This window comes from Gallibacterium salpingitidis (assembly GCF_030517105.1).
GTDB classification, from domain to species: domain Bacteria; phylum Pseudomonadota; class Gammaproteobacteria; order Enterobacterales; family Pasteurellaceae; genus Gallibacterium; species Gallibacterium salpingitidis.
In genome coordinates this window covers 1,379,207-1,401,041 of sequence record NZ_CP103875.1, presented here as the reverse complement: position 1 = coordinate 1,401,041, position 21,835 = coordinate 1,379,207, and the positions used below count along the sequence as shown (strand labels likewise).

Genomic DNA, 21,835 nt, shown 5'->3' with positions numbered 1-21,835 from the left:
ATGGATTTAGTGACACAAAAAGAGATTAAAGTGACTATTTTGCCCGGTGAGGTTTTTAAAGGCGAGAAAGGCGATACCGGTGAGAAGGGTGAGAAAGGCGATACCGGTGCACAAGGGCCACAAGGCGAACGTGGCGAGAAAGGCGACCCTGGTGAGAAGGGTGAGAAAGGCGATACCGGTGCACAAGGGCCACAAGGCGAACGTGGCGAGAAAGGCGACCCTGGTGAGAAGGGTGATACAGGCGAAATACCGGTAGAGACGCTAAACGAAATTAACAAACGTATCACAGCGCTTGAGCAAGAAGTGAACGGTGCAAGCGCGATAGCTGAAGGAATTTTGAATGAGTCTTAAACAAAATCTTGAAAGAATTAAGTTAACAAAAGATGAGTTACGTCAAGCATTAATATCAAAAAATATTGATATGACCGGCGTCACTTTTGAGCAGTACCCGAATAAGATACAAGCGCTTAACACAGGCAATATCACTAACGTCATCATAGACCCTGATTCCGATATCCCAATCAACGAACAAATGTTAGCGCTGAATGCGGAGTATGAAAAACTACCCGTTAACACAAAAACGTTCGTAGTGCGACTCGTGCCAACAAAACCTGAAACCATATCGTCAGTTTTTGATGTTGTTTTACCACAATCTAAAAAGAAAGTAGTGATTAACTTTGTTGCAGATAGTGATGAGGTTAGTTTTCAATCTAATTCATTAGATGTAACTTTTGATGCTCAGCGGCCATTGCGACCGTCTAATGTGATTTTTACATCAACGGTTAACGGTGGAGTAAAAGGTCTTTTAAATGGCTGTGTTTGCGATAAGTTAACCATTTCACTATTTGGTTACGATACAAACTGCGATGCAATATTAAAAAATACTAGCATTAAGACATTTGAAGGGTTGGGCTGCTATATTGACGTACTTTTGGCATTCACGTCTTCAGCTGTGTCCGCATTTGAAAATACTAACGCAAGAACAATCAAAAATGTCTACTTCGACTTCACGCAAGATTTCGATGCAACAAAAATGTTCTTTAATTGCAAAGCATTAGACTATTTTTCTAACTGTAGAATTAGTGATGTAAATAACGCAAGTTATATGTTTGCAGGATGTACATCACTAAAAGATATAAGGCTTGATAGTAATATAAATTTCGGTTCTCAGTGTAAGAACTTTTCGCATACGTTTGATGGTTGTACATCTCTCATAAGAGTCAGGGTTGATGCATCATCTGCAACTAGCTTTGACAATATGTTTAATGGATGCAGCAAACTTGAAGTGGTTGAACTTAAAGGTGCAAGGGTATCGTTTAGCGTAGCTAACACAAGCATGAGTAGTGACGATTTAAACAAGATGTTTGGCACATTAGCCACAGTTACAGATTATCCGACTATCACGATTACAAACACCCCTGGTGCCGAGGCGTGCGATAAATCAATCGCAATTAACAAAGGCTGGCGTATTATTAATTAAATGGAGAGTACAATGTATATTTACGCATTAAAACAATCAATTGCTCAATCTACACCGCTCGTCTATCTAGCTGAGCGTCCCTCTGATATGACAAATTACATCACATTCGCTATTAACGATATTGCTGAGCTTGATGGCAAAACGTTGGTTGAGTTAAAAGATGGTGAATTTAAATTGGTGAATCGTCCGAAAGAGGGCTTTATTTTTGATAAGAATAAAGGCTGGGTGATGAGCGAAGAAGCAAAAGAGTTGACACTTGCAGCGTGTCGAGCAAAAGCAGTATCGCTTATCAATGATGAGGCAGCAAAAGTCTATCAATCAAAAGATAGATTTGCGCAAGAGTATTTGTTACGAGAAGCGGAGGCTATCGCATACAAAGAAGCAGGTTACGCTGGAGAAGTTCCGCGACAAGTTGCTGCATTTGCTACACCGGCAGGCATTGACGCAAAAACAGCAACAGATTTGATTATTAAACAAGCTAGTGCAATGCGAGAAGCGGTCAACAGAATTGGTGAATTGAGAATGCGCGCATACGAACTACAGTCGCTTACAACAGAATTTGATGTTAATGAGCGTGCAGCGCAAATCGTGCTTGAGATTAGAAAAGTTGGTGAGGTGCTGTAATGTCGGAAGTGTATTTAGCATTTTACAAAGGGCGGAAATCAATTAACCGCCCTTTTGATTTGTTAGCTAAATTTAGTGATTGGCTAACACGTAAAGTAACAAAAGGGGATTACTCACATTGTGAGATTGCAATCAAATTAGATAATGGTCTTTACCGTTGTTATTCTTCTAGTGTACGTGATGGTGGCGTACGCGTTAAAGAAATGGAATTACCGTCAGATAAGTGGGATTTAGTTGAGTTAGATATCAGTAAAGAGTCAGTTATGAAGTATTACTTAACAACCGCTGGTAAACGTTATGACTGGTTTGGAGCGATAGGTGTTGTGCTTAAATTTAGACAAGCTAGAAATAAATATTTCTGCTCAGAATGGTGTGCTGAATGCTTAGGGTATCGAGAAGCGTGGCGATTTAGTCCAAATGACCTAATTGCGATCTTGCAAAGAGGGTAGTTAACCCTCTTTTTTTTAACCCTGTCACATTGTCAAAATCAGAATTCTATACTCTAAAAATCGTTCCGAAATTCTTTTTTATCTTATTGTTTTACAAGTTAAAATAATTTTAATAGTTTTAATAGTTTCGGAACAAAAAATAATGATCAAGCCTTTTCTAATGCGGATTTATGTCATACGCTGCTAAGATAGCAGAAGATGCGAAAATAAGATTTGCTAAGTCATTTAATAATGGGGCGACCACATCTTGGTATGGTGGATATAATCAAATAACTGGCAAATAAAATTAATATGATTTTACTAGTATAAGTGTGATTTAAACCAATTAATTTTTATTGACGGTATAAATGACGGTATTTGTTAATGCGTTTTAATTTATATTATTGATTTAATTGATTTTAATTTTTATTGACACAATAGAGTGGGAGTAATCCTTATCATTTTAGAATTAACTAGAGAAACCTCGCTTGGCGAGGTTTTTTTATAATAATTACTATTTGGATAAGAGAACTATTCTATTCTTATATACTGATTTCTGGATACGTTATTTCGTTTTGAATGCCCACTTAATTGGCTTATGATGTTTTAGTTAGAGTTATATCTTGATTACTTTTGGAAGTTTTAACAAAAGTTGATAGAGAAAGAACATTCCGCATTTATTCAATGTTAGGTTGTTTATTGTAATTATTAATTAGTATCCCTTGTATAAGATAAGAGATATTTCATCTATGAAGAAAATATTTAAATATTCCAATAGCATTTTTCATTTAGGGTTAGAATTAGCATCTAATCATATTTGTTGTGTTGTGTTTATAATATTATTACTACTTATTAATTATGATCGAATTATTGCCGAAGTCACTACACCAATACGTTGTGCAATGGCTAGCGATACAACTAAGGTACTTATGTCGGTAGGAGAATGGAAAAAACAAAAAGGCATTGAGACGTTAAGACCAATCAAAGATGCAGATGAATCTATGCGGTTATTTACACCGAATTACAACTTAACCTCTCTCGAAAAAAAATTGATTCCACAAACTATTAAAATAAATAATAGAGTGTATGAACTTAACAGTGTAAATTTAAAAACAAAAATAGCGACTTATTTTAGTGAACAGAATTATTTAAACATCTTCATTACATATTATTTTGTTATGTATGATTTGGAATTACAAAAAACAATTCTCAGTGCAGAAAAAGTAGTTGGGCAATATTGGACTTTATTTGGACCGGGTTCTAATGAGGTAGAATGTGATAAAAATAGTTCACAGGAGTATTCAATGAAAGTTATGCAATATAATTTTTAGATAAATAGAGGGATAGCCAATGAATGAGCATGAAACACTACAAGATAAAGCTTTATTAAGTGCAGCAGCATACACTGATTTTTTTGACGAAAGTGGTCATAGACTTGATAAAAACGATATTCAAGATTCTCTAATAAAAGAAGGTAATTTTACTCAACAAGATATTGAGTACTTTACGTCTAATTTTGAGGTGGTTCATCAACAATTAGAAACAAGTAGTGGTTTTTCAGCGGCTGTTATCAAAGATAAACATATTTTTTAATAGAACTTATCATATGATCTTTTAAGATTGATATTTTTATATAGTTGTAGGTGTTATTTGTGCTTGAATCAGAATTGAATAGAAAAACTAGAAAATTCACAGGTAAAATTTTTTTATTAACCATTTTATTAGGGGGAGTTTGGTCTTTGATATTTAACTTTCTTTTTTTAAATGGAGAATTGTCAAAAGAGATTTTGATAGAAATTCAACGCTATAGTTTAATAATTATGAATGTGTTTTTTTCTTTCTTTTATATTTTCTTTATTTGGAGTAAGTTTGGTTTTTTGAATTTCTTTGTTAAAAGACTTCATTATGATAATAAAATAAAGTTTCTTTTTATATATATATTTATAGTGATGTTTTTCTCTGTCCTTTTATATTACATAATCTATGATATAGATGTGTCATATAATACTGTGAAATCAGGAATGACAAGCTCAGAAAGAATGAGTAATTTAGTATTTTCTTTTACTTTTCCTGGAATATGGTATTTGTCACATTCAAATCTTTTATTTACATGGTTTATTACTGATGCACTCATTTTAGCTATGTTAATAATTAGGTACTTTTTTGATAAAAATTATAGGGAAAGATATAAGAGAGAGTTAAATAATTTAGAGAAGGAAATTGAGAATACTTAAAACAACACCCCACTTAAAGCGGGGTGTATATCAATTATTTAGCTCGTTGTAATTTTTGATAAGCTTGTAATAATTTTTGATGTTCAGCGAAGTTTGCTAAGGTTTCATCGCTCGCTGGTAATAAGAAGAATGGATTACCGCCATTAATCGCATTCCAAGCGAATTCCACTGCTTTTTCACCATACATACGTTCAAATACCGCACGATATTGTTCAGGATCACGAGTTTCATCTAAGAAGAGTTCTAAGCTGCTGATTAAAGTACGGTAATAATTGGCTTGTTCAGCGTTAAATACTGAACTGTTCATTTGATAGGTCCAAGTTGCCCATTCAAGTGCATTTTCCAAATCACCAACCGCTAAATAGAGCATTGATTTTAATTCACCAATACGCAAGGTTTGCCAGCTAGTATTTTTCGGTGCCACAATACCAATAAATTCACGTACACGAGTAGCATCATCAATTCCTTGCGCATCAAGCTCTTCTAACAATTCTTGATAGGTTTCTTGATCGTGATGGAAGTTTGGTAGATCTAATAAGATCTCGCGCCAATCCATACCCATATTATTGTTGGCATAAATTAAATCGTCCGTCGGATAAATATCAGACATTCCCGGCACAATAATGCGGCAAGCATATACGCCAAGATGTTGATAATCCATAATATAGACTTCTTTCTCTTCACGTTGGAATAACGCCATTAAATTAGCAAATTCTTCCGTTGTAGTACCCGAAAAATCCCAATGAACAAATTCATAATCGCTTTCTTGTTTGAAGAGATCCCAAGAGATTAAACCGCTTGAGTCAATAAAGTGGGTTTCAAGATTTGCATGCTCTGCAACGTCATCATTATTAAATGATGGTGGAGAGAACACATCAAGATCTTTTAAGCTGCGACCTTGCAATAATTCAGTTACGGTACGTTCTAATGCAACGGCAAAGTTAGGGTGAGCACCGAAAGAGGCAAAGCAAGTGCCATTATTACGGTTCAACAATACCACACAAATAACAGGATATTGTCCGCCTAAAGAAGCATCAAACGCATAAATTGGGAAACCTTCTTCTTCCAATTTGGCAATAGATTCTTGTACAGAAGGGTATTTCGCCAAAATTTCTGCTGGAATTTGTGGCAGGCTAATAGCTTCAGCAATAATTTTATTTTTTACATAGCGTTCGAAGACTTCAGATAAGCCTTGCACTCTAGCTTCATTAATTGTGTTACCAGCAGACATTCCATTCGATACATAAAGATTATTGATGATCGCTTGTGGAATATAGATAGTTTTTTGATCTGATTGACGTACGTAAGGTAAAGCGACAATACCACGCTCTGCATTACCTGATTGAATATCCACTAATAGATCAGGCGTTAATTCTTGGTTTGGATCGAAATAATCTAATAATTGTTCATCCAAAATGCCGGCAGGAAGTAAATCTGGATCTTCGATCGGGAACCATTTTTCACTTGGATAGTGAACAAATTCTCCTTCAGCAACGGCTTTACCTAAATAGTAATCAGAGAAAAAGTAATTAGTTGAAAGACGCTCAAAATATTCACCTAATGCAGATGCAAGTGCGGCTTTTTTGCTTGCTCCTTTACCATTAGAAAAACATTGTGGACAGTCTTTGTCGCGAATATGCACCGACCAAACATTTGGTACTGGGTTTAACCATGAAGCTTCTTCAATATTAAAACCAAGATTTTTTAATTTTTGTTGGAAGGTTGCAATGGAATCTTCTAATGCGGCATCTTTGCCTAAAATAAAAGTTTGTTCTGTCATAACATTATCCTTATGTTGTTATTATTATTTGGAACATATTGATTCTATTGAAGATAAAGATGCTATTGTCAAAGCGAAAATAAAAAGATAGCGATCATCAATATGTTCAAGTTTCAGCATAGCATAGTACGGGAGAAGTATCTCTCCCGCAAGCTATTTCATTGATTAACAAATTCTAAATTGCTTAATTGTTAAGCACTTTACTTAAAGTGGCTTCTAAGGTTGGACATTCAAATTGAAAGCCTGATTTTAGTAATTTTTCAGGGTAAATTTTCTGACTATTCAATAATAAACAAGCGCGTTCACCGAGTAACGTTTTAAGCACTGCAGCAGGAATATGCAGAATAGCTGAACGCTTCATTAGTCTAGCTAACGTTGCATTAAATTCCTGATTAGTGACAGGATTTGGCGATACCATATTAAACGCGCCGCTACAGTCAGGATTTTTCAATAAAAAGAGAATGGCATTGACCATATCAGGCAAGCTAATCCATGACCAATATTGTTGTCCATCGCCAATCTTTCCACCTAACCAATGGCTATATAAAGGCAATAAACGACCGAGTACACCGCCATAGCTGCCTAAAACTAAGCCTGTTCGTAATAAACAAACACGAGTATTTGCCGTTAAAGCAGTATCTTCCCATTGTTTACATAACTTACCTAAAAAATCGTCAGCAGGTGGCATTTTTTCAGTCATAGTAAGTTGAGGATGATCACCATAATAACCAATTGCTGAACCCGAAATAAAGGTATGTGGAGGGTTAGTTCCTTGATTAATTAAAACAGCAAGTTTGGTGGTAATTTGGATACGGCTATCAATTAATTTTTGTTTTTGAGCAGCGCTCCAACTGTGATTAAAAATAGGTTCACCAGCAAGATTAATCACAGCATCAAAATCATCTAAATTTTCAAACGTATCTAATGAAGAAATCAGATGAGTATTTGCTGGAATTTGTGCGCTATATTTTTTTGGAGAACGTGAAAATAATGTCAGTTGATGTCCTTCACTGTCCAGTTGTTTAAGTAACGTTTTGCCAATGAAGCCTGTACCGCCAGTAATTAGTATATTCATACCCGTTCTCCTTCTGAAAATTATAGAGAATCGTTGAATAAAGCTTGAATATTCTCTATAAGTTGCTCAATTTGAATATCGTTGGTAGGGGATACAAAAATCGTATCATCGCCAGCGATTGTCCCTAAAATCCCTTCTGCTTTACTTACTGAGTCTAATAAGCGTGCAATTAGTTGTGCAGCACCGGGACTCGTTTTAATCACAATTAAATAGTTATTGTGATCGATATCTAAAACTAAATTTTTTAATGGACTAGATGTTGTCGGTACACTCAATTCATTCGGCAAACAATAGACCATTTCCATTTTAGTATTTCTTGCCCGCACTGCGCCAAATTTCGCTAACATTCTGGACACTTTGGATTGATTAATATTAGTAAAGCCCATTTCTGTTAATGTATTGACAATTTCGCTTTGCGAGCTGAATTTTTCTTCTGCTAATAAAGATTTAAATGCTGAAAGTAATTTTTCTTGTTTATTTTCCATACGAATCAAGAATCAATAAAGTAAAAATTGCATAAATTTTGCATAAAAATGCAGAAATATGGATTAAATTTGAATTATAACTGCATAAATAGCAATAAGCGAGTAACTTTTTAAACGCCAAAATGACTTTTACTGGAAAATGTGGAGTAGCTCTCAATATTGAATTTATTTATTTGAAAAAGTCAGTGATGAGGCATAAAATTCTTAATATTATTTTTGATATAACCAATAAGGAGTATGAAATGAAAGTTGCTGTTTTAGGTGCGGCAGGCGGAATCGGTCAAGCATTATCACTATTGTTAAAAATCCAATTACCAGCAGGTTCAGATTTAGCATTATATGATATTGCACCAGTAACACCAGGTGTTGCAGTGGATGTTAGTCATATCCCAACTGCAGTAAATGTAAAAGGATTTGCTGGTGAAGATCCAACTCCAGCACTTGAAGGTGCAGATGTAGTATTAATTTCTGCAGGAGTAGCACGTAAACCAGGTATGGATCGTTCAGATCTTTTCAATATCAACGCAGGTATTGTGAAAAACTTAATTGAAAAAGTAGCAGCTACTTGTCCAAAAGCATGTGTAGGTATTATTACTAACCCAGTAAATACTACTGTTGCAATTGCTGCAGAAGTGTTGAAAAAAGCTGGTGTTTACGACAAACGTAAATTATTCGGTGTGACTACTTTAGATACTCTCCGTTCTGAAACTTTCGTAGCAGAATTGAAAAATGTTGATGTAAGCAAAGTACAAGTTCCAGTAATCGGTGGTCACTCAGGTGTAACTATTCTTCCATTATTATCACAAGTGCATTATGTTTCTTGGAAAGATGAAGAAATTGAACCATTAACAAAACGTATCCAAAATGCAGGTACTGAAGTAGTTAATGCGAAAGCTGGTGGCGGATCTGCTACATTATCAATGGCACAAGCTGCTGCACGTTTTGCTCTTTCACTTGTTCGTGCATTAAATGGTGAAAAAGTGGTTGAATGTACTTATGTTGAAGGCGATGGTAAATATGCTCGCTTCTTTGCACAACCAGTACGTTTAGGTAAAGAAGGTGTGGAAGAATTACTTCCAATTGGCCCATTAAGCGCATTTGAACAAGCTGCGGTTGAAGCAATGTTACCAACCTTAAAAGCAGATATTGAATTAGGCGAAAACTTTGTTAAATAAGTTTTGGTCGATTTAATAAACAAGAGAAGTGCGGTAAGTTAGCCGCACTTTTTTTATGTGTATTGGAGCAGGAATATTCTAATCATCATTATGATGATCTTAGCACTCACGATATTGCCGCTATAAACATCAATAGCATCTTCTTAATCTATTTTTGATAGAAATAGACAAAAATCGGCATTGTGATAATGCAGACGAATGTAGAAATAATGTTAATTGCGCCTGCATATTGAGCATTTTTGCCGCTTAGCTGAGCAAACTGCGTAATGGTAGAAGCAGTAGGTGCAGCAGTTGCTAAAAAAGTAATCAGTAACAGCTCTTTACCATAAGGCGTCCAGGTTTCTGCTGCTGTTAGTTTAAACAGCATTAAAATTAGCAATGGGCAAATCACCATTCTAAGCGCAACAATTTGATAGACTTTTTTGTTGGAAAAGACGGACTTTAAATTCATTCCCGCTACAATCATTCCTGTAATCAACATACAAAGCGGGCCAAGCATACTGCCAACAGTAGCAAAAGTGTTATTGATAGTATCTGGTAGTTTTATGCCAGCTAACAGCATGATTACACCGATCAAAATTGCCATCATATTGATGTTAAGTAAGATATAACGTAGCGAAAAGGTAACACCTTTAGTAAATAGCATTCGACAATGTGTCCAAAGTAAAATCATCTGCACAGATACAAAGGTCATGGAATAAATCACCCATTCGGAACCAAGAATTGCCATTACAATAGGAATAATCAGGTTACCTGCGTTAGAGTACACCACCGAAGCTTGCTCAATTTCATCAAACTTTGCCATTTTGCCAAGCAGTGTACCAAATACGATTAACAAAAAATGGATAACCACTGCTGCTCCTGTGGTAAGGAGCAAACCTTGTTGTACTTCGGGTTTAAATTCCACTTGGAAGGAGCTGATAATCACGCAAGGCATTACCAAATAGAGTGAGAGTTTTGACAATACAGTGCTCTCAAATGGATTAACAATTTTGGTTTTGACGAGCAGATAACCGAAAAACATCACCAAGAATAGCTGAAAAATAGTGTTGGCAAGCAATAAGCTAATCATAAAATCCTCATTCAGAGGTCACTCCATTGAGCAGTCAGATTTCCCTAACTATTTGCAAAATTAAGCAAATCCGACTGCTTGTATCATTTATTTAGTTAAGAAATTTAGTACTTCTCGGTTAAATTTTTCAGGGCTATTTGCCATCATAATATGGTTACCGCCTTCATTATCACCGAACACGATAAGTTTACTACCTTTGATAGCGTTGTGCATCCATTCGGTAGTTTGGGCATTAATAGCATGTGAATAAGAACCTGTAATAATTAAGGTTGGTACACTGATGATTTGTATAATATCGCGCCAATCTGTCATATAGTGATTGACCAATAAACGTGCTAGCGCTTCTCTTGGATAATTGTTTTGTTGACGATATTCTTCTTCAAGAGCCATTACTTTTAGACCATCTTTTGTACTGCGTTCGATAGATGTCCATCCAGTTGGCCAATATTCAGGTTTAGCATATTCAGCATTTCCTGCATCCCACGATTGCACAAATGCATTATAAAGCCCATAAGGATTGCCACGATGGCCTGCATGTAAATCCATTGATTCATCACTTTCAGCTACATTACTCCATAGCCATGGTGATTGATCCACTAAGATCAACTTATTAATCATTGACTGACCAAACAAATCAATAAATGCCCATAAAGTCGAACAACCCATTGAGTGTCCGATAAAATTTGCTTTTGTAATACTAAGTGCGATTAGCATATCGTAAACGTCTTTTGCAGTACGGGAAACTCGGTAGCCATATGTGACTTTTTCCGATTCACCAGTACCACGTGTTTCAATTGCAATCACTCGATAATGTTTAGCGAGTGCCTCAAGGTTATAGGCAAAAATGCAAGGTGTAGTTGGCCAACCGGAAGTAAGAATTAATGGTTCGCCTGTACCTGCTTCAATGTAGTGAATTTTTACATTATCGCTGGTGGTGAAAAAACCGTCTTTAAATGAAGGAAAATAGCTTTGTAATTGCTTAAACATAAATGACTCCTTAGATAGTAGTTTGCCTGGTGACAATTATTCTACATACTCATATCTTGAATAATTAAGCTATAATAAACTCAAAGACTTTTAGCCTGGAGCTAATAATGAATCAATCAGAATATGGACAATTAGTTGTCTTTTTAGCTATTGCTAAAGAAGGAAGTATTACCGGTGCAGCAAGAAAATTAGCGATTGCGGCGCCATCAGTAAGTAAATCGCTCAAATTATTAGAACAAAAAATTGGTGCGCCATTATTTATTCGTACTACTAGGCAAATTCAATTAACTGAAGCTGGAATGCAATTATTGTCGCAAACTGATAAAGCAATGGAGATTTTACAAACTGCTTTTGAAAGCGTGCAAAATAAGAGTGGTGAACCGAGCGGAACAGTACGGATTACCTTATCGCAAACAGCCTATTATATGGTGTTGCAACCTATTTATGCGGAATTCTGTCATCGTTATCCAAAAATTCATTTAGATATTTCAATTGACAATGCGACAGTGAATCTTATTGAACAAGGTTATGATGTTGGCATTCGTTTTGGTGATAGTGTAGAAGAAGGAATGGTCGCTCGGCAAATTTTTCCAAGTGTGCTAGAGGGGCTTTATGCTTCACCCGATTATCTCGCTCAATTTGGCACACCAAAAGTTCCAGAAGAGTTGTCTGTGCATCGTTGGATTGGTTTTCGTTTTATTACCGCAAACCGTCTGCATCCAATACAACTCAATGTAAAGAATGTATTACACACTATTGATCTAAAACCAATGATGATTTGTAATGACACGTCAATGCTGATTGATGCAGCACGTCAGAATTTAGGGTTTATTCAGCTATTTGAACCTATTTGGCAACATCACGCTCGTGAGCTGGTTCCTATTTTAAAACCGTATTGGAAACGCTTTGCGCCTACCTATGTTTATTATCCACAAAATAGCCAAAAAATCCGTCGAGTACGGACATTGATTGAGTTTTTATTAGAAAAACACAATGAGTTGTCTGTATAACTATGTGAAAAGCCATATTGGATGGCAGTTAGGAACACAATATTTGACCGCTTGTCCGATTTGCATAGAAAAAAATCAATCTAGACAATGAAAAGGTTGCAATGCTGTGATTATGGTGTAGATTAGTTTGCAGTTGCAGATAACACAACATATTAAGAAGGTTTTATATGAAAGATATTGATTGGAAAAATTTAGGATTTAGTTATATCAAAACTGACTATCGCTATATTGCACATTGGAAAGATGGTAAATGGTCAGAAGGGAAATTAACTCAAGATAATCACCTTGTTTTACATGAAGGGGCGCCAGCATTACATTATGGCCAACAATGTTTTGAAGGTCTAAAAGCGTATCGTTGTAAAGATGGTTCAATCAATTTGTTCCGTCCTGATCAAAATGCAAAACGTATGCAACGTAGCTGCGATCGTTTATTAATGCCACATGTACCAGTAGAAATGTTTGTTGATGCTTGTAAACAAGTGGTGAAAGCAAATGAAGAATGGGTAGCACCTTATGGAACTGGTGCAACCCTTTATCTTCGTCCATTATTAATTGGTGTTGGTGAGAATATTGGTGTTCATCCAGCAAAAGAATATATCTTTACTGTGTTCTGTTGTCCGGTAGGTGCTTATTTCAAAGGTGGTTTAAAACCAACTAACTTTATTGTATCTGAATATGATCGTGCAGCGCCGCAAGGGACTGGTGCGGCGAAAGTTGGTGGTAATTATGCGGCAAGTTTGTTACCGGGCCATCATGCACATGAACGTAACTTTAGTGATTGTATTTACCTTGACCCAGCAACACATACCAAGATTGAAGAAGTGGGTTCAGCAAACTTCTTTGGTATCACTAAAGATAATGAATTTGTGACACCATTCTCACCATCTATTTTGCCAAGTATTACTAAATACTCATTGCTTTATTTAGCGGAAAAACGCTTAGGTTTAAAAGCAATTGAAGGCGATGTTTATATTAATCAACTTGATCGTTTTACTGAAGCTGGCGCTTGTGGTACAGCAGCAGTAATTAGTCCAATTGGCGGTATCCAAAATGGCGATGATTTCCATGTATTCTATTCAGAAACTGAAGTCGGCCCAGTTACTAAAGCGCTTTATAATGAACTTACCGGTATCCAATTTGGTGATATTGAAGCGCCAGAAGGTTGGATTGTTAAAGTTGAATAAACATTATATTTAAAGTCATTAGGCAGCCATAAAAAATTACTTTTTATGGCTGTTTTTTCGTTAGGGTTGTGTAGGTTTTGCTGACGGGAAAAGGATGTCAATGTTTTCAGAGAAATTACAGAATTCCCATAAATAGCACTACGCAAACGTTATCTTTTTTTGTAGAATATACGCCGTTTTGTGTCACAGAGATCTGACAATGATTGATTATATTATTATTGGTATTATTTCTTTTTCTGTCATTATTAGTTTGTTTCGCGGCTTTGTCCGAGAAGTTTTATCTTTAGCTAGCTGGTTAATTGCATTTTTTGTATCAAGTCATTTCTACCCTTATCTTGCAGCGTTTTTCCAACAAATAGAATCAGAATATCTGCGCAATGGTACGGCAATCGTTATTTTATTTATTGCAACATTAATCGTATGTAGTTTAATTAATTACATTATCTCCCAATTAGTCGAGAAAACCGGGTTATCTGGTACAGATCGTGTATTAGGTGCCTGTTTCGGTCTATTAAGAGGCGTGTTAATTATTGCAGCGTTGTTATTCTTCTTAGACACCTTTACCAATTTCAGTCAAAGTGATTGGTGGAAAGAATCAAAATTGATTCCACACTTTGGCTTTGTAGTTGATTGGTTCTTCCATCAATTACAGCTCCACTCCAGTTTTATTAATTCAAATTTAATCAATTATTCTGATTTAGTTACTTCATCATAGAGGAAAATATAATGTGCGGCATTGTGGGAATTCTTGGACATTCAATCGTCAATCAATCAATTTATGATGCGTTAATCGTATTACAACATCGTGGACAGGATGCCGCAGGGATTGTAACCGTAGATGAAGAGGATCGTTTTCGTCTGAGAAAAGCAAATGGGTTAGTGAGTGATGTTATTCAACAACGTCATATGCTGCGTTTACAAGGTCATGCGGGCTTAGGACATGTACGTTATCCAACTGCAGGTAGCTCAAGTGTATCTGAAGCGCAACCATTTTATGTGAATTATCCGTATGGTTTGACGTTAGTGCATAATGGTAATTTAACCAATGCAGATGAGCTAAATAGCAAATTATTGAAATCGGCTCGTCGTCATGTCAATACCAACTCTGATTCTGAATTATTACTGAATATTTTGGCGTATCACTTAGAACAGATTAATAAGCATGAATTAGATGAAGATGATATTTTCTATGCGATCCAACGTACTCACAAAGATATTCGTGGTGGTTATGCTTGCTTAGCAATGCTAATTGGCCATGGAATGATTGCTTTCCGCGATCCGTTTGGTATTCGTCCATTGGTGTTAGGTAAGCGTGAGGATCAGGGTAAAACTGAATATATGTTCGCATCTGAAACAGTGGCATTAGATGCGGTTGGTTTTGAATTTGTGCGTGACGTTAATCCAGGTGAAGCAATCTATATTACCTTTGATGGTAAATTGTATTCTAAACAATGTTCAGATCATGCGAAGTTATCACCTTGTATTTTTGAATTTGTCTATTTTGCACGTCCGGACTCTTATATTGATGGCGTATCAGTGTATGCAGCGCGAGTACATATGGGTGAATATCTTGGTGAAAAGATTGCGCGTGAATGGAGTGATATCCTCGATGATATTGATGTCATTATCCCAGTGCCGGAAACGTCCAATGATATTGCGTTGCGCATTGCCAATGTATTGAACAAACCATATCGTCAAGGTTTTGTGAAAAATCGTTATGTAGGTCGTACTTTCATTATGCCGGGGCAAACACAACGCCGTAATTCTGTAAGACGTAAGCTCAATACAATTTCTTCGGAATTTAAAGGTAAGAATGTATTATTAGTAGACGATTCTATTGTGCGTGGTACGACTTCAGAACAAATTGTCGAAATGGCGAGAGCAGCTGGTGCGAAGAAGATTTATTTTGCTTCTGCTGCACCGGAAATTCGTTATCCAAATGTGTATGGTATTGATATGCCGACTTCACACGAGTTAATTGCTTACAATCGTACCACTGAAGAAATCGCTAAATTGATTGGGGTCGATAAATTAATTTTCCAAGATTTATCTGCGCTAGAAGAAGCTGTTCGTCAAGAAAATCCAGCAATTGAAGATTTTGATGCGTCTGTCTTTACGGGAGAATATATTACCGGCGATATTACGCAAGAATATCTCGATAAAATTGCGGCAATGCGTAATGATGGTAGTAAAAAGAAACAAGAAAGTGAAGCAACAAATTTAGAGATTTATAGTGAAAGTTAATTGGTAAGATTATCTTGAGATAAAGTAAATGCCGCTATTTAGCGGCATTTTCGCTAATCACTATATAATGAACGATATAACTGTGACTCAAATCGCACTAAAGGTGCGCGTTGCGTCTTATCTTCCAGATCACCTGTGGAATAACCATTAACAAACTGCACAAAAGCAACTCGCTGGCCACGTGCATTAGTTAAGAAACCTGCAAGGTTATAGACCCCTTTTAAAGAACCCGTCTTGGCAATTACATTTTTTACCAGTGGAGCACTAATTAATGAACCACGACCGCTAATGGTGCCATCTACCCCAGCAATTGGGAAAGTCTGCAATAAATTGAGTCGATTGTCATTTTTAGCAATATACTCCAACGCTTGTAGCATCGTATTAGCACTAATCAGATTTTGACGCGATAAACCGGAACCATCAGCAATAATACTGTTGCCAAAACGAATATTGGTATTTTTTTCTAAAATACTTCTTACTGCCATACCGCCTAATTGGAAAGTAGCTGGTCGTTTATAGTAGTAATAAGCAATGGTTCTAAACAATGCATCTGCGATTTGGTTATCCGAATGTTTCATCATCTTTTTCAACAATTCTGGTAATGCTTTGGATTCATGTACCGCTAAAACCGTTCCTTGTTGCGGTTGGAAAGGAATTTGCACTTGACCATTATAAGAGATACCAAGATTTCGCAACATTCGTTGGATAACGGCAGTGGCATAACTATCGGTATCTTGTACCGCAAAACTTAAACCAAAACTTTTTGGCTGGCGACGGATACAGCCTTTAAGCTGATAGCGATTGTTGTCATTACTGACCACATCGAATTGGCAATAGCCTGCTTCGCTATCACTAACAATATAGACCTGGCTAAACATTTGAATTGGATATTGCGATGGCACATCAACACGCACCAAACTACCAACTGGGCCATTCGCATTAACATTAACAGAGAAACAGTTACCATCAATATTAACGGCAGCTGGTGGCGCATTAAAGCACATAGTTAAATCATTCCAAATCCAGCCTAAGCCCCGATCGTGGGAAGAAAAGATGGAGGTATCTAAAACTAAACTACCATCAATTTGAGTCACGCCACGTTTTTTTAATTCTGCTAATAAACTATATAGCTGACCGCTACGTAAATCTGGGTCACCACTAAATTTAACAATAAGGTTGCCTTTTAAACGATTACCCTCAATTTTGCCATCAGTGAGTAAACTGGTTTGAAACTTAAATTGATCGGTGAGTAATAATTTGGCGGCAAGAGCAGTAAACACTTTTTGCGTACTCGCTGGCAACATAAAAACATCGCCTTGATAATTAGCACTGACTTGCCCTGTCACTAAATTCTTCGCTGCAAGGGTAACGCTTGCTCCTTTAGGCAATTGTTGAATAATCGGCGTCACATCAACGGTAGCAAAACTATATTGAGATAAAGTGGAACAAACAGTAAGTGGAAGAAATAAAGCTGTATATTTATAAAAACGTGAATGGATTGATTTTGAGAACATCATAAACAACGAAAATTTTTGATATTGATATTTTTTGCAATGCGGTAAATAATAATAGCTCTCGTTGATTTCGTAAATCACTATTTATTATTTTATGTCACACGAGGTGTAAATTCGCATCTGGTGTGGCTTTGTTTTGACTGATAGTAGGGTAAAGAAGGACATAAATAATGCAACAAATTCCTATGACAGTACGCGGAGCGAATCTTCTGCGTGAAGAGCTTGAATTTCTAAAAAATGTACGCCGTCCAGAGATTATTAAGGCAATTGCTGAAGCACGCGAACATGGTGATTTAAAAGAAAATGCAGAATACCATGCAGCTCGTGAGCAACAAGGTTTTTGTGAAGGTAGAATTCAAGAAATTGAAGGTAAATTAGCTAATGCGCAAGTTATTGATGTGACCAAAATGACTAATAATGGACGCGTTATTTTTGGTGCAACAGTGGTGTTAGTGAATGCAGAAACCGAAGAAGAAGTAACTTATCAAATCGTAGGTGATGATGAAGCAGACATCAAACAAGGACTTATTTCTGTTAATTCACCAATTGCGCGTGGTTTAATTGGTAAAGAGGTGGACGATAATGTGAATATTGTTACACCAGGCGGTACCGTCGAATTCGATATTATTGATGTAGAATATCGTTAATTGTCACGATCTGATAAAAATAGTGGAAAGGTTGCTGCAAAGCAGCCTTTTTTGTTATCTATGCAATGTATTGTTTATAAATCAAACAAAAAAATTGCTAGTACTGAATTGCCGTCCTATAATCGGGTTACACAAAGTAACACAATGGGAGGCATTATGATTGGACGATTAAGACAACAAGGCGGCGCCATTATTTTGACTGTACCGAATACCATTGCAACACAAATGGGATGGGAAGCAGGTCATACTCTTAATATTGAAAAGCAAGGTGATCAAGTTGTGTTAAGTTCAGTGACTCGACAACCTAGAGGCAGGAAAACAGTGGCTCAGTTATTGGAAGGTATTGATAGCGAAGAAGTGGCGGCATTAAATACTGAAATGATTGAGATAGAAGGTGAACCAAAAGGGAATGAAGTATGGTAATGCGCATTCCTAAGAAAGGGGAAATTTGGTATGTCGATCCAGATCCCACAGCAGGAAAAGAACTGCGTAATCCCCATTATTTTATTGTCATTTCGGAACAAGCATTGAATAAGGCATTAGGTGTAGCAATGTGTTGCCCAATTTCAATAGGAGGTAATGCAGCCCGCTCACAAAGTGTAACGGTTGTATTAGATGGGGCTAGTATAGCATCAGGTAAAGTAACTGGTGTTGTACTTTGCCATCAAATTCGCTCCTTAGATTTGGTCGCACGAGAAGCAAAATTTGCAACGACGGCAGAGCCTTATCTAGTAGATGAAGTGGTGATGAAATTAGTGGATTTAATTGATCCTCAAATATAGATAGCTGATTTTTAGACAAGGGATTTTAAATCCCTTGTGTTTTTAAGATAGTTTCTTTTATTAAAGTAATTGCATAAATCTTCGGCAAAATGGCTATTTATACGAAAGTTAGCTAATTTTGTGATAACATAGCGACCGAATTTTAACGAGAAAAAATAGATAAGATAAACATGGAAAGATTGTGGGTTAAAAATTATCCAGCGGAATCACGCATGGATCCAAATACTTTAGCATTGTCGTCTTTAGTGGAAATGTTGGAAAAGGCGGTAAGAGAACATCCAGATCGCCCAGCGTATGTCAATATGGGGCAGGTATTAACCTATCGTAAATTAGAAGAGCGCAGCCGAGCATTTGCAGCCTATTTACAAAATGAATTAAAACTCGAAAGAGGCGAACGCGTTGCGTTGATGATGCCTAATTTGTTGCAATATCCAATCGCTTTATTTGGCGTATTGCGTGCAGGTTTGGTAGTGGTGAATGTTAATCCGCTTTATACACCAAGAGAATTAGAACACCAATTAAAAGATAGTGGCGCAACCGCGATTGTTGTCGTTTCTAACTTTGCTTCCACATTAGAAAAAGTGGTCTTTAATACTGATGTGAAACATGTCATTTTGACCAGAATGGGCGATCAACTGTCATTTGGCAAAAGAACATTAGTGAATTTTATTGTTAAATATATCAAAAAGTTAGTACCAAAATATAAATTGCCACACGCGGTAACTTTCCGCGAAGTGTTACGGATTGGAAAATATCGTCAATATATCCGTCCAGAAATCGGTAAGAAAGATCTGGCATTTTTACAATATACAGGCGGTACAACAGGCGTTGCCAAAGGTGCAATGCTGACACATGGCAATATGATTTATAACATTGCCCAAGCAAAATGGTTGGCTGAACCTTTTGTCAAAGCGGGCAAAAATCGTTATGCCACTATTATTCTGCCGATGTATCACGTTTTCTCTTTAACAGTTAATGCGTTGTTATTTATTGATTTTGGTTTGACTGGGGGTTTGATTACAAATCCGCGCGATTTACCAAATTTAATTAAAGAATTAAAACGATATCGTCCAATTGCAATTACTGGGGTAAATACACTCTTTAATTCATTGTTGCATCAAGAGGAATTAAAAGAGGTTGATTTCTCTCAATTGCGCTTGACTGTTGGCGGTGGAGTATCAGTACAAAAAGCGGTGGCGCAGCGTTGGTTTGAAGTGACAGGCTGTCATATTTTAGAAGGTTATGGTATGACGGAATGCTCACCATTGATTGCGTGTAATCCAGCTAATTTTGCCGGTCATGCCGGAAAAATCGGGGTACCAGTGCCAGATACCGATATTAAAATTATGGATGATAACGGCAATGAAGTTGGTTTAAATCAACCGGGCGAGCTTTGGGTGAAAGGTGCACAAGTAATGCAAGGTTATTGGAATAAACCTGAAGAAACCGCAGCAGTATTAAAAGATGGCTGGATGGCGACTGGTGATATTGTGGAAATGGACGATGATTACCAATTACGGATCGTTGATCGTAAGAAAGATATGATCATTGTGTCTGGTTTTAACGTCTATCCAAATGAAGTGGAAGATGTAATTATGCTAAATCCGAAAGTGAAAGAAGCCGCTGTTATCGGTATTCCACATCCGGTTTCCGGTGAAATTATTAAAGCAGTAGTAGCGAAGAAAGACGAAAGTTTAACGCGTGATGAATTGCGTAAACATTGTCGTAAATATTTAACTGGTTATAAAATTCCAAAAGAAATTGAATTTCGTGAAGAGTTACCGAAGAGTAATGTAGGGAAAATCTTACGTCGCGTTGTTCGTGAAGAGGAATTAGCTAAACGTGCTAGTGCTGCAACTACCGCAGAAGAAGCATAGTTATCTTATTTTTTATTTTATAATGTTGAAGGCATGAAGTTCATGCCTTCTTTTTTGAATGATATTTGAGCAATTAATTTATGCAAAACTTATCAATTCCATACCAAATTATTCAGAATAACCAACAATTACAACAACTATGTCAAGCTGCCCAACAACATCCTGTTGTGGCGTTGGATACCGAGTTTGAACGAATTCGTAGCTATTACGCTAAACTCGGCTTAATTCAACTCTATTATGGTGAACAGGTTGCATTAATTGATTCATTGACGATTACCGAGTGGCAGCCTTTTATTGCATTATTAACGAATCAACAGGTAATTAAAGTCTTACACGCCAGTGGCGAAGATATCGAAATTTTTTATCAACAATTTGGACAACTACCGCAACCATTGATGGATACACAAATTGCGGCAAATTTTTTAGGTTTTCCGCTTTCTGCAGGATTTGCTCTTTTGGTCGAACATTATTTACAAGTGCAATTAGATAAAAAAATGTCACGTACTGATTGGTTAAAACGTCCATTGAGTGATCGTCAATTACAGTATGCAGCGGCTGATGTCTATTATTTATTACCCGTTTATCAACAAATGGCAGCTACGATGCAAAACTCGCAATGGGCAGAAGTGATCAAGCAAGAGTGCCAATTTGTGGCGGAAAAACGTTGCAAACAACCAATACCAGAACGTGCTTATTTGGATATTGGTAACGCGTGGCGCCTTAATCGAGAGGAACTAAATAATTTAAAATTTTTAGCAAAATGGCGTCTGCAAGAGGGAATAAAACGAAATTTAGCGCTTAATTTTATTGTTAGTAATGAAGGATTGGTGCAAACCGCAATTCATGCACCGAAACACACCTCGCAATTGCTGGAATTAGGCTTGCATCCAATGGAAATCAAACATCATGGTAAAAAACTTTTACTTTTGATTGAGCAAGCGAAACGTGTTCCTGCGGAAGAATATCCAGAGCTGATTGAGAATATTTCAGAACGTTCTGGTTATAAAAAACAGATGAATGGGTTACAAAAAACCTTAAAACAACTTGTAAAAGATCAATTACCGCAGCAAGTGGTAGCGAGTAAAAAAGCGTTACATCAACTGTTGAAATGGTATTGGTCTGGACAACCGCAAGAACGGTTACCAGAATTATTACAATCTTGGCGTCGTCCTTATGGGGAAGCTTTGTTAAATAGTTTACAGCCTAAGGAGTAATCGCTAGCAAAATAAATTGATAA

23 protein-coding genes are annotated in these 21,835 nt (G+C 36.6%); 17 read left to right on the top strand and 6 right to left on the bottom strand.

Annotated features, from left to right (window positions below; genetic code table 11):
• From NYR30_RS06615 to NYR30_RS06585, 7 genes are all read left to right on the top strand, one after another.
• The gene (locus NYR30_RS06615; RefSeq protein WP_302502395.1) at positions 1 to 351 is read left to right on the top strand and encodes a hypothetical protein; all 351 of its coding nucleotides are present in this window, start codon (positions 1 to 3) and stop codon (positions 349 to 351) included.
• Positions 341 to 1,480, top strand: a complete 1,140-nt coding sequence (locus NYR30_RS06610) for a BspA family leucine-rich repeat surface protein (protein WP_302502394.1) — start codon at positions 341 to 343, stop codon at positions 1,478 to 1,480. The genes NYR30_RS06615 and NYR30_RS06610 overlap by 11 nt, the downstream gene beginning before the upstream one ends.
• Before the next feature lie 12 nt (positions 1,481 to 1,492).
• Positions 1,493 to 2,104, top strand: a complete 612-nt coding sequence (locus NYR30_RS06605; RefSeq protein ID WP_302502393.1) for a hypothetical protein — start codon at positions 1,493 to 1,495, stop codon at positions 2,102 to 2,104.
• On the top strand, positions 2,104 to 2,553 hold the full coding sequence (locus tag NYR30_RS06600) for an enoyl-CoA hydratase (RefSeq protein WP_302502391.1): 450 nt from the start codon (positions 2,104 to 2,106) through the stop codon (positions 2,551 to 2,553). The genes NYR30_RS06605 and NYR30_RS06600 overlap by 1 nt, the downstream gene beginning before the upstream one ends.
• 728 nt (positions 2,554 to 3,281) lie before the next feature.
• Positions 3,282 to 3,863 carry a hypothetical protein gene (locus tag NYR30_RS06595; protein WP_066111947.1) on the top strand — a complete coding sequence of 194 codons (582 nt, stop codon included), beginning with the start codon at positions 3,282 to 3,284 and terminating at the stop codon, positions 3,861 to 3,863.
• Between the two features lie 19 nt (positions 3,864 to 3,882).
• Positions 3,883 to 4,125, top strand: a complete 243-nt coding sequence (locus NYR30_RS06590; RefSeq protein WP_066111945.1) for a hypothetical protein — start codon at positions 3,883 to 3,885, stop codon at positions 4,123 to 4,125.
• Between the two features lie 59 nt (positions 4,126 to 4,184).
• On the top strand, positions 4,185 to 4,766 hold the full coding sequence (locus NYR30_RS06585) for a hypothetical protein (protein ID WP_066111943.1): 582 nt from the start codon (positions 4,185 to 4,187) through the stop codon (positions 4,764 to 4,766).
• A gap of 34 nt (positions 4,767 to 4,800) precedes the next feature.
• On the opposite strand, the gene ycaO is transcribed toward NYR30_RS06585, so the two are convergent.
• The 3 genes from ycaO to argR form a co-directional block, all read right to left on the bottom strand.
• Positions 4,801 to 6,546, bottom strand: coding sequence for a 30S ribosomal protein S12 methylthiotransferase accessory factor YcaO (gene ycaO / locus NYR30_RS06580; protein WP_066111941.1), 1,746 nt, complete (start codon positions 6,544 to 6,546; stop codon positions 4,801 to 4,803).
• A gap of 184 nt (positions 6,547 to 6,730) precedes the next feature.
• Positions 6,731 to 7,621 (bottom strand): TIGR01777 family oxidoreductase, encoded by an 891-nt coding sequence (locus tag NYR30_RS06575; RefSeq protein WP_066111939.1) that lies wholly within the window; start codon positions 7,619 to 7,621, stop codon positions 6,731 to 6,733.
• A 20-nt stretch (positions 7,622 to 7,641) separates the two neighbouring features.
• Entirely contained in the window at positions 7,642 to 8,106 is a 465-nt protein-coding gene (argR, locus tag NYR30_RS06570; RefSeq protein ID WP_066108862.1) for a transcriptional regulator ArgR, read from the bottom strand.
• A 242-nt stretch (positions 8,107 to 8,348) separates the two neighbouring features.
• Here argR and mdh point away from each other — a divergent pair, with 242 nt between their 5' ends.
• The gene (gene mdh, locus NYR30_RS06565) at positions 8,349 to 9,281 is read left to right on the top strand and encodes a malate dehydrogenase (protein WP_066108864.1); all 933 of its coding nucleotides are present in this window, start codon (positions 8,349 to 8,351) and stop codon (positions 9,279 to 9,281) included.
• Positions 9,282 to 9,429: 148 nt separating this feature from the next.
• Here mdh and NYR30_RS06560 read toward each other — a convergent pair whose 3' ends face one another.
• Both NYR30_RS06560 and NYR30_RS06555 read right to left on the bottom strand, forming a co-directional pair.
• A complete protein-coding gene (locus NYR30_RS06560; RefSeq protein WP_066111936.1) occupies positions 9,430 to 10,353 on the bottom strand; it encodes an AEC family transporter in 924 nt (307 codons plus the stop codon).
• A gap of 87 nt (positions 10,354 to 10,440) precedes the next feature.
• Positions 10,441 to 11,340, bottom strand: coding sequence for an alpha/beta fold hydrolase (locus tag NYR30_RS06555; protein ID WP_066111934.1), 900 nt, complete (start codon positions 11,338 to 11,340; stop codon positions 10,441 to 10,443).
• Between the two features lie 107 nt (positions 11,341 to 11,447).
• Here NYR30_RS06555 and NYR30_RS06550 point away from each other — a divergent pair, with 107 nt between their 5' ends.
• The 4 genes from NYR30_RS06550 to purF all read left to right on the top strand — a co-directional run bounded on the left by NYR30_RS06550 (position 11,448) and on the right by purF (position 15,778).
• On the top strand, positions 11,448 to 12,350 hold the full coding sequence (locus NYR30_RS06550; protein ID WP_302502387.1) for a LysR family transcriptional regulator: 903 nt from the start codon (positions 11,448 to 11,450) through the stop codon (positions 12,348 to 12,350).
• Between the two features lie 167 nt (positions 12,351 to 12,517).
• Positions 12,518 to 13,534, top strand: coding sequence for a branched-chain amino acid aminotransferase (locus NYR30_RS06545; RefSeq protein WP_066108876.1), 1,017 nt, complete (start codon positions 12,518 to 12,520; stop codon positions 13,532 to 13,534).
• A gap of 199 nt (positions 13,535 to 13,733) precedes the next feature.
• Positions 13,734 to 14,249, top strand: a complete 516-nt coding sequence (locus tag NYR30_RS06540) for a CvpA family protein (RefSeq protein ID WP_066111929.1) — start codon at positions 13,734 to 13,736, stop codon at positions 14,247 to 14,249.
• Between the two features lie 11 nt (positions 14,250 to 14,260).
• The gene (gene purF / locus NYR30_RS06535; RefSeq protein WP_066108884.1) at positions 14,261 to 15,778 is read left to right on the top strand and encodes an amidophosphoribosyltransferase; all 1,518 of its coding nucleotides are present in this window, start codon (positions 14,261 to 14,263) and stop codon (positions 15,776 to 15,778) included.
• A 53-nt stretch (positions 15,779 to 15,831) separates the two neighbouring features.
• On the opposite strand, the gene dacB is transcribed toward purF, so the two are convergent.
• A complete protein-coding gene (gene dacB, locus NYR30_RS06530) occupies positions 15,832 to 17,292 on the bottom strand; it encodes a serine-type D-Ala-D-Ala carboxypeptidase (RefSeq protein WP_156536710.1) in 1,461 nt (486 codons plus the stop codon).
• A gap of 170 nt (positions 17,293 to 17,462) precedes the next feature.
• Between dacB and greA the strand changes: the two genes are divergently transcribed.
• From greA to rnd, 5 genes are all read left to right on the top strand, one after another.
• A complete protein-coding gene (gene greA / locus NYR30_RS06525; protein ID WP_066108889.1) occupies positions 17,463 to 17,939 on the top strand; it encodes a transcription elongation factor GreA in 477 nt (158 codons plus the stop codon).
• 156 nt (positions 17,940 to 18,095) lie between these two features.
• The gene (locus NYR30_RS06520) at positions 18,096 to 18,362 is read left to right on the top strand and encodes an AbrB/MazE/SpoVT family DNA-binding domain-containing protein (protein WP_082966168.1); all 267 of its coding nucleotides are present in this window, start codon (positions 18,096 to 18,098) and stop codon (positions 18,360 to 18,362) included.
• Positions 18,356 to 18,721 carry a type II toxin-antitoxin system PemK/MazF family toxin gene (locus tag NYR30_RS06515; protein WP_066111924.1) on the top strand — a complete coding sequence of 122 codons (366 nt, stop codon included), beginning with the start codon at positions 18,356 to 18,358 and terminating at the stop codon, positions 18,719 to 18,721. Before NYR30_RS06520 ends, NYR30_RS06515 begins: the two co-directional genes overlap by 7 nt.
• A 170-nt stretch (positions 18,722 to 18,891) precedes the next feature.
• Positions 18,892 to 20,598, top strand: coding sequence for a long-chain-fatty-acid--CoA ligase FadD (gene fadD / locus NYR30_RS06510; RefSeq protein ID WP_302502384.1), 1,707 nt, complete (start codon positions 18,892 to 18,894; stop codon positions 20,596 to 20,598).
• A gap of 80 nt (positions 20,599 to 20,678) precedes the next feature.
• Entirely contained in the window at positions 20,679 to 21,812 is a 1,134-nt protein-coding gene (rnd, locus tag NYR30_RS06505; protein ID WP_066111920.1) for a ribonuclease D, read from the top strand.
• The last annotated feature ends 23 nt before the right edge of the window (positions 21,813 to 21,835 follow it).